At 35.3% G+C, this 12271-nt stretch carries 13 protein-coding genes and 4 tRNA genes; all 17 read left to right on the top strand.

All coding sequences use genetic code 11. The annotated features are described in order from the left end of the window. The 17 genes from PHF10_00350 to PHF10_00270 all read left to right on the top strand — a co-directional run bounded on the left by PHF10_00350 (window position 1) and on the right by PHF10_00270 (window position 12263). Window positions 1-969 carry a hypothetical protein gene (locus PHF10_00350; protein MDD5534192.1) on the top strand — a complete coding sequence of 323 codons (969 nt, stop codon included), beginning with the start codon at window positions 1-3 and terminating at the stop codon, window positions 967-969. A 13-nt stretch (window positions 970-982) separates the two neighbouring features. Next, a complete protein-coding gene (locus PHF10_00345) occupies window positions 983-2110 on the top strand; it encodes a non-canonical purine NTP pyrophosphatase (GenBank protein ID MDD5534191.1) in 1128 nt (375 codons plus the stop codon). A gap of 308 nt (window positions 2111-2418) precedes the next feature. After that, window positions 2419-2661: a hypothetical protein gene (locus tag PHF10_00340; protein ID MDD5534190.1), complete on the top strand. Its 243-nt coding sequence runs from the start codon at window positions 2419-2421 to the stop codon at window positions 2659-2661. 14 nt (window positions 2662-2675) lie between these two features. Then, the gene (locus PHF10_00335; protein MDD5534189.1) at window positions 2676-3143 is read left to right on the top strand and encodes an NlpC/P60 family protein; all 468 of its coding nucleotides are present in this window, start codon (window positions 2676-2678) and stop codon (window positions 3141-3143) included. Between the two features lie 5 nt (window positions 3144-3148). Continuing rightward, window positions 3149-4705 (top strand): HD domain-containing protein, encoded by a 1557-nt coding sequence (locus PHF10_00330; protein ID MDD5534188.1) that lies wholly within the window; start codon window positions 3149-3151, stop codon window positions 4703-4705. A 36-nt stretch (window positions 4706-4741) separates the two neighbouring features. Continuing rightward, window positions 4742-5311: a hypothetical protein gene (locus PHF10_00325; protein MDD5534187.1), complete on the top strand. Its 570-nt coding sequence runs from the start codon at window positions 4742-4744 to the stop codon at window positions 5309-5311. Window positions 5312-5413: 102 nt separating this feature from the next. Further along, entirely contained in the window at window positions 5414-5833 is a 420-nt protein-coding gene (locus tag PHF10_00320; protein ID MDD5534186.1) for a hypothetical protein, read from the top strand. A 124-nt stretch (window positions 5834-5957) separates the two neighbouring features. Continuing rightward, the gene (locus tag PHF10_00315) at window positions 5958-7976 is read left to right on the top strand and encodes a hypothetical protein (protein MDD5534185.1); all 2019 of its coding nucleotides are present in this window, start codon (window positions 5958-5960) and stop codon (window positions 7974-7976) included. A 225-nt stretch (window positions 7977-8201) separates the two neighbouring features. Continuing rightward, window positions 8202-8930: an RNA pseudouridine synthase gene (locus PHF10_00310; protein MDD5534184.1), complete on the top strand. Its 729-nt coding sequence runs from the start codon at window positions 8202-8204 to the stop codon at window positions 8928-8930. Beyond that, a complete protein-coding gene (gene gmk, locus PHF10_00305; protein MDD5534183.1) occupies window positions 8923-9486 on the top strand; it encodes a guanylate kinase in 564 nt (187 codons plus the stop codon). Before PHF10_00310 ends, gmk begins: the two co-directional genes overlap by 8 nt. Before the next feature lie 59 nt (window positions 9487-9545). Beyond that, the gene (locus PHF10_00300; GenBank protein MDD5534182.1) at window positions 9546-9890 is read left to right on the top strand and encodes a 50S ribosomal protein L19; all 345 of its coding nucleotides are present in this window, start codon (window positions 9546-9548) and stop codon (window positions 9888-9890) included. Window positions 9891-9980: 90 nt separating this feature from the next. Next, the gene (locus PHF10_00295) at window positions 9981-10226 is read left to right on the top strand and encodes a GIY-YIG nuclease family protein (protein MDD5534181.1); all 246 of its coding nucleotides are present in this window, start codon (window positions 9981-9983) and stop codon (window positions 10224-10226) included. Window positions 10227-10228: 2 nt separating this feature from the next. Continuing rightward, window positions 10229-10312 (top strand) — tRNA-Leu (locus PHF10_00290). Between the two features lie 19 nt (window positions 10313-10331). Further along, window positions 10332-10405: transfer RNA gene (locus tag PHF10_00285), tRNA-Ala, on the top strand. 48 nt (window positions 10406-10453) lie between these two features. Beyond that, a complete protein-coding gene (gene guaB / locus PHF10_00280; GenBank protein MDD5534180.1) occupies window positions 10454-11953 on the top strand; it encodes an IMP dehydrogenase in 1500 nt (499 codons plus the stop codon). 19 nt (window positions 11954-11972) lie between these two features. Beyond that, a tRNA-Val gene (locus PHF10_00275) sits at window positions 11973-12043 on the top strand. A 148-nt stretch (window positions 12044-12191) separates the two neighbouring features. Further along, window positions 12192-12263 (top strand) — tRNA-Phe (locus tag PHF10_00270). The last annotated feature ends 8 nt before the right edge of the window (window positions 12264-12271 follow it).

Here is a 12271-nt window from a genome sequence, read left to right as displayed (position 1 = left end):
ATGATTGATATAAAAAAGTTGGACTTAGAAGGTTTTAAAAAATTACCTTTGGTAATCGAAGGAGAAAGCAAGGAAGTAAGATATGCAGGTGAAGGGATGGTGGTGATAAGATTTAAACCTACTATTTATTCTTTCACGGAAAATAGATGTGCCGAGGTTCCGGGGTCACATATTCCTAGACTTAGAGCGTCTAAAATTTTTGTTGATCTTTTAAAAAAGAATGGCATTGAACATTCATACAAGGAGATAACTGACGATTTTGTTCTCTCTCTCTTGGTTATGCCGAGTGAGGTTGAGTTTAAAAAATATGGTTTTAATAAATTTATTCCTCCTGATTTAACAACAGAAGAGAAAGAAAAATTGCCAAAAGCACCTCCAATAGAAATTGTCGCCAAGAGATATTTGACCGGGACAACAAAACATAGCTGCGTGGGCTTATCAGATTCATTGATTAGAAAATCTCATTCGTTTTATAGTGGAATAAAACTTGGGCCAGATGATGCTTTCCCGGAAATAGTTGTCAGATTCGATTGGCGCAATCCTCTTATTCAAAAAGGTAAGGGTTTAAATATAGCTAAACAAATTTTAGGGGAAGACTTTGATTCAGATAATAAATATGTGAATCAAATAAAATTAAAAATTGAAGAATGGGGGAATAGAGTTGCAGATGTGGCGTTACCTCTACAAATTGCGGATTGGTTTATAGACACAAAAGAAGCACAGCGGACAGCCTTTCTTACCGCTAAATGCATTGAGGAGTTCTTAGCATTAAAAAACATTGTTTTTTATGATTTATGTATGTTTATATCAGAAGATGGGAATCTTGTGTATGGAGAAATATCTCCGGATTGTGGTAGATACAGGCATCTAGATTTAGGATCTTTGGATAAAGATGTGTGGAGAACAGGCGGTAGTAGCAATGATATAATTAAAAAATGGGAATTATTGGTTGATTTAATAAGTAAATAATGTTATTAAATTTATGAAATTTTACATAGGCACAAGCAATCCATATAAGGTAAGAGAACTGGCTAGTATTTTGCGTCCTTTAGAAATAGATCTTGATGTAACAGATTCTATTGAACCAGAAGAAATGGCCAACACCTTTGATGGCAATGCAGAAATCAAAGCTAGAGAATATGCAAGGCATGTATGTAAAACTTTGGTTGAAAATCTAAAGAAAAAGAAGAAAATAAGCGACAGAAGAGCAAAAGATTTTTTATTATTAAGTGATGTGTTGACTATTAGTGAAGATTCAGGATTGATTATCCCAATTTTAGGAGGCCTCCCTGGTCCTTGGTCGGCCCGGTTCTCTGATTTTTCTGATGTAAATATTTCTGAGGGCATATTATCAGGCTATAAGGCAAGTGGTATATTGAGAAATGAAATTGATTTATTAAATAATAAAAAGGTTCTGGAATTAATGAAAAATATCAAACAGCCCTATCGATCAGCAAAATTTGTTGTGTCCTTAAAGGTTGCAGATTTAAATGGTGATATAATATTTAGTTCATATGGTGAAGCACATGGATGGATTACCGATCAATCAATCGGCAAAAATGGTTTTGGATATGATCCTATTTTTATTAGTGACACTTCGTTCGGTAAAACATGGGCAGAAATAGATTCAATGAGAAAAAATCTTATAAGTCACCGTCGAAAAGCTCTTCAAGATTTCACAATGTGGCTTGCCACCCAAATTAAAAAAATAACAAATTCTAATATTATAATTGTGGTAGACGGTAATGACGGGACAGGAAAAACCACTCTAGTAAATCAACTAAAAAATAGAGGATATATTGTTAAAGATAGAGGGATACCAACAAAATTAACTGATGATGAAAACATCCTCCCGGCAGAGAATGAATTTTATATTATTCTTGATGCTTCTGTCGAAGTTTGTAGAAAAAGATTAGAAAAAGCCGGTCGAGTTTTAGATGAAAAATATCATACTGTTGGAGATTTAAAGTATTATAGAGAAAAATTTATTAAAGTTGCTAAAAAATTAAAAGGCAGAGCTGTTATTGTTGATTCATCTGGATCAGAAGATGATCTTTGTAACTCTGTAATAAAGAGAATCAATGAATATATTTATAATAAAAGTTTGTGATTAAGTGATCTTTTTTAAATTATAATTTTTATCAAAGCTAGACAAGATTTAAAGATTGCCACTGATAATTCAATTATTTTTTCCTTTAAAAAACTTTCCAAATTTACACACTTGCGAAATTATTTTTATTTAGTGACTTTGAAAATAGGCGTAAGGTTGGTATAATGAGGATACTATATAAAGTGAGGGAAAAATCAGAGATTTATCTCTCATTTTATTTTAACTGATAAATTTTTTATGTTGCGGAATTTGTTAAAATGAGTTAATGTTAATTTATATTATTATGGAAAATAGAAGAGGAAGGCGTAATGTTTTTAGCTTTTCAAAATCCGGAAGGATTTACCAAGGTTTTATTGCAATTAGAAAATGATTTAAAACTTTTTTTAAGTAAAGATTGCGTTCAAAATCAAGGAGGCAGATTTCTAGAATCAGTTAAGGGATTGGTCAGTGGGTTATATCATAAATTGCCAGATGAGCCGGAAAAAATATTAGATAGAATTTTGGATATAATTTTAGATTTATATCCTCCAAAAAAATCAGATTCAAAATAATAATCAAAGATAAAATGGCAAAAAAATTTTCTAAAATTGAAGTTGCTTTGAGTCAGTCATATTTTAAAATGATAGAAAATGGCGTGGGATCCAATCTTTTTCGTAATTTTTATATCCGGCAAGGAGATAAAAAGCAAGACGCGGTTCAGGGCGGCAAACTTTCCTGCGCTTTTTTTGTTTCCACGATTTTAAATAATTTCAATTTGATCAAACAGCCTCATTTAACGGTTAAAAGCACCTTGGAAGATATGCAAAAAATGGGCTGGAGTAAAATAAAAAAATTAAAAAAAGGAGCGATTATTTTGTGGGAAACAAAAGATGATCATTCCCATCTGGGTTTTTATATTGGGAATAATAAAGCAATCAGCAATAATCCAATTAAAAAACAACCGATAATCCATCATTATACTTTTGGTCCAAGAGGAGATAAGTCTTATCGTCAAATTACCGCCGTGTTTTGGCATAAAAAATTGGACAAATAATTTTTATGTTATCTAAAAAAAAGAACAGTTTTAAACTTAATTTAGACTTCCTGAATAAGGATAAAAATTTTGATTTTTTAAAAAAATTACAAAAGAAATTTCCCAAAGCTGAAATTTATTTGGTTGGCGGCGCGGTCAGAGATTTGTTTTTAAAAAAAACAACCAAGGACTATGATTTTGTTGTTTGTAAGGTTAAAGTGTCTGATTTGGAAAAGTTTTTGGCGAATTTAGGACAAGTGGAATTTGTCGGCAAAAGTTTTGGTGTTTTTAAATTCACCCCAAAAGGCGGCGACAAGCATAATCCTTTTGATATTGCTTTGCCTCGCCGCGATTTTTCTTTTAATACCGGCGGTTATCGCGATGTAAAAGTTTTAACTAATCCCGATTTGCCAATTGAAGAGGATCTGTCTCGCCGCGATTTCACGATTAACGCACTTGCCCTGAGCATAGTCGAAGGGATGGCGTCAAATATTATTGATCCATTTAACGGCCTAAAAGACCTTAAAAATAAAATTATTAAAACCGTTGGCAAGCCGGAAGACAGATTTAAAGAAGATTATTCCAGAATGTTGCGAGCGATAAGATTTAATTGTCAGTTGGATAATGATTGGCAAATTGAAAAAATGACATGGCAAGTCATTAAATCTAAAATCAAATTGATCGCCAAGACAGTGCCTTACGAAATTATTGCCCGGGAATTTTTGAAATCTTTTTATTTTAATCCGGTTAAAGCTCTTGATTTATTTGATCAGAGTGGATTTTTTGAAGCAATAATGCCGGAAATTTTAAAAATGAAAAAATGTCCGCAGCCGAAAAATTTTCATTCCGAAGGAGATGTTTGGGTACATACGCGTTTGGCTTTGGAAAAATTATTTTCTCCGCAATTTAAAAAGCAATTCAATAGTGAGCGCCCGAACACAGAATTGATTATCGCCACTCTTTTCCATGATTTGGGCAAGCCGCCGACCATTCAAACTCCGGAGAAAAATCACACTGACCGCATTCGTTTTAATGAGCATGACGTGGTGGGCGCGGAAAAAACCAAAAAAATTTGCGAGCGATTAAAATTTTCAAGTCCGGGCTTCGCCCCAGAGGGAGATTCTCAGCCCCGAAGGGAAAATTTCGGCGTTGATCCGGAAAAAATCGCCTGGTTGATTAAAAATCACATGCTTTTGGTTCACGGCAATGCTCTTAAAATGCGGCCGCAAACCATTGAAAAATATTTTTTTAATCAAAATTTGCCGGGCGAAAATTTGTTAAAACTTTCATTCGCGGATATTTCAGCCACGATTTTGGAAAAAGGCCATTCTGATTTTGGCGATTTCAAAAATATGCTGAAAAGAATCAAAGAATTAAAAAAATTAAGCGCTAATAAAAAAGAATTGCCCCAACCGATTTTAAACGGCAATGAAATTATGAAAGAGTTTAAAATAAAACCGGGACCCAGAATAGGCGAATTATTGGAGATTTTAAGAGAAAAACAGCTCGAAGGAAAAATTAAAGATAAAAAATCAGCAATAAAATTTTTAAGAGGGTTGACAAAAATGAAAAATGTGTTTTAATGAACATTAAATAGTAAATTTAAAAAGGAGGTTAAAATGTTATTGGCGATAGCCGTTGCAGTTGTAATAGCAATTTTATGGAAAGTTGCTATTGAAGAAAAAATTTCCAGCACTATTATTGCAGGAATAGTTACCTTTGTCATTATGTTGTTCATTGATAGCATTGTGTATGACAGCGTGGATTTATTTTGGGCTTTTAAAAAAGAATCCGGTCGGTTAACAACACAAAGTTTAGTAGCTCTGAGAGATAAAAGTGGTTCTGAAACAAGAGGAGATTTTTTTATTGGGACAGGAAACATAGAGACTGACAATAAAATGTTTTATTACTATTATTATCGGACTTCTGATGGCGGCATAAAATTCGGGAAAGTAAGTGTTGATTCGGGGGTTACAATCTATGAAGAAGATCGTAATGACGGGGTGATTGAGATGCAAGAAATTGTCAATAAGAAAATTTTTATTCCCAATACTTTTTGGAAAAAAATGATATGCTTTGGTTCTGTTAAAACAACTAAAATTCGCACATGGAAAAAGCCAAACAAAATAACAATCAGGATTCCAAAGGGAAGCATTAAATCAGGTCTCAACTTGAATTTAGGGGGATAATAAAAAATAATCAGGTGCTTGCATATTAGCAAGCACCTTTTATTTTTTTAAAATTTATGTATAATTAAATAAATATTTAGTATATTAAAAAGGAGGTGAGGAATGAAAATATATTTTGGACATCCGCAAAATGTCTATAATACGGATTTAGAAAAACGATTGCTCGAAAAAATCGATTTTTATTTTCCGAAATGGGAAATTATAAATCCGGCGGAAAAATGCCATCAGGAAGAAGCGAAACGTTTAAAGCAAAAAAGAGGCAGTGCGGCGGCAATGGATTATTTTATAAAATTGATTTCTGATTGCGAGGTGGGGATATTTCTTCCCTTTAAAGATAATAAATGGGGGGCGGGAATATTCAAGGAAGCGAAAAATATCGCCAAACGCGGTGGAATAATTTATAAAATTGATGAAAAGGGGACAATTGACAACATAAAATTTAATCTGGTTAAGCATTTAAGCATTAAAGAAACCAGAGCGCGTATTCGTGATAAAAATGGCAATTTTCTTCCTTATTGCTGAGAATTAATCAGGGCGGTCTAAATGACCGCCTTTTTTATAAAGTATATTTATCGGACTATTGACACTTTTTCGAATTTACATATAATTATAAATAGATTCAGTTCATTAAAAAAAGGAGGAAAAAATGAAGTCGAAAAAAGCTTTGAAAGTATTTACCCCGGAAGAATTAGAACAACAACTTCTGAAAAGGGTGAAGAAAGGACCAAATTTACTTTCTGATTTGGCGAAGATTTTTAAGAAATCGCAGGACAAAATTGTCCAAATGGTGGATTCTCTCAGAGAACAGGGTTATGACATTAAAGTAACCCAAAGAACGGAAAAGGGAGAATTTATCTATGAGGTTAAGTTTTTTGACGAACCTCAAGTTGGACCGTCAATTCGTTTAGAATCTACCGGTCGAACAGAAATAAAGATTGGATTTATTTCTGATACTTGTTTCGGTCTTAAAACTCACCAGCCGGAACTTTTAGCCTTGGCTTTGAAAGAATTCAAGAGACGCAAAATGGGTTTTGTTATCCATTGCGGAAATATTGTCGGCGGTAAGCCAACTAAAAGCAACGGTCAGGATTTTTTAGGCGGAGGATTTGACGAACAAATTGATTTCACTTCGGAGATACCCAAAATGCCATTTAAAATTTATTTTTTAAATGGACCTCGTGATTTGACTCATGCTCAGGATGTAGCGCATGTTCTCTGTCAGGATAGAAAAAATTGGCGGAAAGAAGGAGATTTGGAAGCTAATTTTTATATCACCGGATCAAAAGGGGAATGGAAAATTAAAGTCATGCATCTTAAAAAGGGTTCTCCTTACACGGTTTCTTATCCTACGCAAAAGGTGAAAGAGAATTTTACGGCAGCGATTCGGTATATGCTGAGAAAATCTCATCGGCCAAATCTCTTAATTTTAGGAGGTCTTTCTACACCTTTGGTAATTCCGGCAAAAAAACCTGGTGATATGATTAATATCGCTTTACCGGGTCTTTGCGCCACGCCTCCTTCTCAAGAAGCAGAAATTAAGAAAGGTAATGTACCGGAATTGGGTTACACCATTGTTACAATTAAACTTGATAAAGGTGGCAATCCGATTGATGTGGAATGGGAATTCAATATCCTGACCGCTTATGAACAGGTGGAACAATGCTATTATACTCCTCAATCTTCGGGTGATCATACTAACATTCCTTTAAACGAGGCGGAGAGAGACATTCTCAGAGAATTACAGGAAAGACCAAAACGACTTGGAGAATTATCTCGAAAACTTAATCTTGATAAGGGCAATGTGGTGGAAGTGATTCAGAGTTTGCAGAAAAAGAAGTATAGAATAGCGCATGATGAAGCTGCCAAAAAATACGTTTTAAAGTATGATTGGACTTCAAGGAGATTTGAACCAATTTCTTTAACAGGCGTTCATGCCAAGAAATTGATTATTGCTTCCATCTCCGATACCCATATTGGTGATAAAACGGCAAGAGAGGATTTAATTGAGAGAGCCTACCAAGAAGCTAAACTGGCCAAGGCTGATGTGATGACTCATTCCGGCGATGTTTTTACCGGAACCAATGCTTATAAAGGACAGCAATTTGATTTAAAATATCATGGTGCGGATGAACAACTTGAAAGAGCACAGAAAATTTGGCCTGACTCTAAAATTCCTCTCAAAGTAATTGGAGGATCTTCCCATGAAAAAGCCTATTCGGTTCTTGCCGGTTACAATATCGTCAAAATGTTTGCTCGGTTACAGAAGAATGTTGAATATATTGGTGGAGAATTCATCGTGGAAGGGACGACAACCATTAATGGGGTAACCATACGTTTAGTCCATCCTAAAGGAGGAATTCCTTACGGAAAATCGTATCGTTCGCAACGATTTATAGAAACTCTTGTGGAAGAACAAAGTAATTCTGAGGATGGAGTAAGGGTATTATTACTGGGACATCTTCATGTGTCGATATTCATGCATTATAAGGGAATCTCTTCATTCCTGGTTCCTTGTCTCGAAGGAAGTACCTCTTATTTAAAAGAAAGAGGTATGGTTCCATGGCTTGGAATGTGGATTACTGAAATAACCTTAGACAGAAAGAACAATGTGACGCGTGTCCGGCCCAAATACATCTCTTTTGAGGAAGAGATAAAAAGTGAATAAAAACAGCCCCCGCTTATAAAAGAGCGGGGGATTTTTTTGACAAAAATTAGTTTTTTAGCTAGAATGATTTTTATGGGGATTGACCCCCGCACCTGAACGGTGATAAAATGCTCAGTAATATATTTTTAAACTTTTTTTAAAATAGAATAAATTTTAAAATTTAGAACAGATTAATCAAATATAATGAATAATTCATCGCATTTTAAAAATATATCGCCGTTTGGTATGGGGGTTGACTTTTTTTTAAAACCGAATATAATCTTTAAAGATAAGGATTATTTGATTATTGAAAAACCGAGCGGATTATTGGTGCATCCTACCAAACATCAAAAAGAAAATACTTTAGCGAATTGGTTAATTGAAAATTATCCTGAAATAAAAGATATTAATGAGAGTGAAAGACCGGGGATTGTTCATCGCTTGGACCAAAACGTTTCCGGATTGATGATAATTGCCAGAAATCAAAAATCATTTGAATATTTTATTGATCAGTTTAAAAATAGCCGGGTAAAAAAAGAATATTTGGCTTTGGTTTGCGGCCGGCCTTCGCAAAAAAAAGGAACAATTGAATTACCAATTGGCCGAACAAAAAAAGGAAAATTAGTCGTTGTTCAATCTAAAAAAAATATTAAAATTTCCAAGCCGGCGATAACCGAATACGAGGTTGTTCAAGAATTTCCAAAATTTACTTTATTAAAACTCAGGCCGTTTACCGGTCGAACGCATCAAATTCGTCTTCATCTGCAATCAATCGGCTGTCCGATTGTCGGAGACAAGCAGCACAGCAAAGCAAAAACCGATTTAGATAGAATTTTTCTTCACGCCGGTTATCTGGGTTTTTACGATCTAAATAATCAATGGCAAGAATTTAAAAGCGATTTGCCAAAAGAATTAAAGGATTTTTTAAATAAAAAAGTCTGCCTATCAGGCAGACAGGGAGGTAAAAATGAGTAAATTATTCGTAATTTCCGGACTTTCCGGAGCAGGCAAAGACAGTGTGATTGAAGGTCTTAAAAAAGAGAATCTTGATTTTAATTGGGTAGTTACTACCACCACGCGTCCGATGAGACAAGGCGAATCAGAGGGCCATCCTTATCATTTTGTTTCAGAAGAAAAATTTGAACAAATGATAAAAAATGACGAATTAATTGAACACGCTTTGGTTTACGGTAATTATTACGGTCCGCAGAAAAAGGATGTGGAGCAATTAATGCAGTTGAATAAAGCAATTCTCTTTAAAATTGATTGCCAAGGCGCAAAGACAATCAAAATTAAATTCCCGGAGGCAAAAGTGATTTTCATTATTCCTCCATCAATTGAAATTTTGGAAAAGCGATTGCGCAGCCGCGGACAAGATTCGGAAGAAGTAATTCAAGAACGTTTGGCTGAAACACAAAAAGAATTGGCCACCCTTGATAACTGGGATTATGTTATCACCAATGAAGAAGGGAAGCTGGAAGAAACTGTTGAAAAAATAAAGAAAATTATTTTAGAAGAGGCTCCTGCCTAGAGCCTCTTCTCCTAAACATGTTATTAGCCTTAATATATTAATCAAAATTAAAATTTAATATGGAAGATATAAAAAAAGAAAAAAAAGAAACCAACGTTACGGACATTAAACCGGGAATGATGATTAAAATTTTTCAAAAAATCAAAGAACCGGATGCGAAAGGAAATATGAAAGAAAGAATCCAAATTTTTGAAGGCATGGTCATTTCTCGCCATGGTGGAAATACAGCAGGCGCCACTTTTACCGTTAGCAGAAAAGCGGCTGACAATATCGGCGTGGAAAAAATTTATCCTTTGTATTCACCGACGATTTCAAAAATAGAAATAGTGAAAAAGTTTAAAGTCAGAAGAGCCAAATTGAATTTCTTAAAAGATCATTCAAAAAAATTAAAGGAAATAAAATAATTGTTATTTTAGGCGGACGTGCCTGCCTGCCGGCAGGCAGGGCGGAACTGGTATACGCGCATGTAATTGTTATATTACAATTTTAAAATTATGGAAAGTTATTATGTTTATGCTATAAAAAGTATTAAATATAATTATATTTATGTTGGGATGTCAGAAAATCCGGAGAAAAGATTAAAAGAACATAATATTGGAAAAACTAAATCAAATAAACGATATATCCCTTTTAAAATTATATTTACAGAATTTGTTGGTTCTAGATATCAAGCGAGACAAAGAGAAAAATATTTTAAATCTGGTTGTGGTAAAGAATATTTAAAAACATTGATAAAATAATTGCGGACGTGGCGGAACTGGTATACGCGCATGCTTGAGGTGCATGTGGGAGCAATCCTGCGAGGGTTCGAATCCCTCCGTCCGCACTTTAATTAATAATTTTATGGGCCCGTGGTATACCGGTAACACGCTTCCATGGCATGGAAGAGTAAGGGGTTCGATTCCCCTCGGGTCCACCAAAAATAAGATTCTTGAAATTAGCGTTGAGGATTTAGTAAATTAAACTTATGAAAAAATTCCCAAAAGATGCATTTTTTGAGAAGATGGAAGCACTGGGATTGGCGCTGACTTTTGATGATGTTCGCCTAAAATCGGGTCATTCCGAAGTTATGCCGGACAACGTAAATCTTGAATCAAAATTTTCGAAAAATATTTTTTTAAAAATTCCTCTCGTTAGCGCTGACATGGATACGGTGACAGAAAGCGGTATGGCAATAGGAATGGCTTTGTTGGGCGGACTTGGCGTAATTCATAAAAATCTTTCTCCTAAAGACCAAGCGGATGAAGTGGCTAGGGTAAAATATTATCTGAATGGCTTTATAGACGAACCAATTTGCGCGTACGAAAATGAATCCGTAAGGGAAATTCTCATGAAAAAAGAGGAAAAGAAATATGATTTCTGCACCTTTCCTGTTATTAATAGAGCTAATCGACTCATCGGTATATTAAGTAAGACCGATTTTGATTTTTGCCAAGATTTTTCTCTTCCGGTCGCAAAAGTCATGAGTAAAAAAATCATCACGGCGCCAAAAGGGACCTCTCTAAAAGAAGCGCATAAAATAATGATGGCAACAAAAAAGAAGATTTTGCCGTTGTTGGATAAAAATGGTAAAATCGCAGGGATGTATGTTTTTAAAGATGTTCAAAGAATAATAATGAAAAATCCTACCGGATGCAATGTGGATAAAAATGGACAGTTAATCGTGGCCGCGGCAGTGGGCGTGAATGATTTTGAACGGATTGATTTATTGGTAAAAAATAAAGTTAATGTGTTGGTAATCAGTACGGCGCACGCAGATACAAAATCAGTTATTGAAACACTTAAAGAAATAAAAAGAAATTATAAAATTGATGTTGTAGTCGGTAATGTCTCAGAACCGGAATCGGCCTGTCGACTCGCCAAGGCGGGTGCTGACGGAGTAAAAGTAGGTCAGGGACCGGGTTCAATTTGCACTACAAGAGTTATCGCGGGAATCGGCTCGCCTCAAGTAAGTGCTGTTTACAAATGCGCAAAGGCTATTGGCGCGTTTGATATTCCTGTTTGCGCGGACGGCGGGTTGCATAATTCAGGAGACATTCCTATCGCTATTGGTGCAGGTGCGTGTTCTGTGATGATGGGCGGCATGCTGGCAGGAACAAAAGAGGCGCCAGGTGAAATAGTTTTTAAAGATGGCAGACAATGGAAAGTCTACAGAGGAATGGGTTCTATCGGGGCAATGGAAGTTAACAAAGGCAGTCGAGAAAGGTATAGACAAGTGGATACAGGAAAAAAAGAACTTATTGCCGAAGGCGTTGAAGGATTAAAACCTTACAAAGGAGAATTGGAACAAGTAATTTTTCAATATTTGGGCGGACTGAAACGTGGAATGGGATATGTCGGCGCGGCAAATATTTCTGAACTTCACGAAAAAGCAGATTTCATTAGAATCACACAGGCGGGCAAAACCGAATCTCACCCTCACGATATTATTATTACAAAAGAACCACCGAATTATTCTCTCGAATAAAAATTTAAAGGGCATCAAGGGGCGACTAGTTTAATGGTAAAACGTTTCCTTTACACGGAAGAGTACAAGGTCCGATTCCTTGGTCGCCCACTTGTTAAAATGTTACAATGTTTTAATATTGAAATGATTTACGCCAGGGTAGCTCAGCCCCGACGTAAAAGTCTGGACTCCGGTCCCTGTAAAGGCGTCGGAGTGGTAGAGCGAAGGACTATTAATATTTAAGATGTTTAAATTTTACGCCAGGGTAGCTCAGTGGTAGAGCGAAGGACTGAAAATCCTTGCGTTGGCAGTCCGATTCTGCCCCCTGGCATATTAAAA

It is taken from the genome of Patescibacteria group bacterium (assembly GCA_028716665.1).
In the GTDB taxonomy this organism is placed as follows: Bacteria; Patescibacteriota; Patescibacteriia; order UBA2591; family JAQUPP01; genus JAQUPP01.
This window is presented reverse-complemented; position numbering and strand designations above follow the sequence as displayed.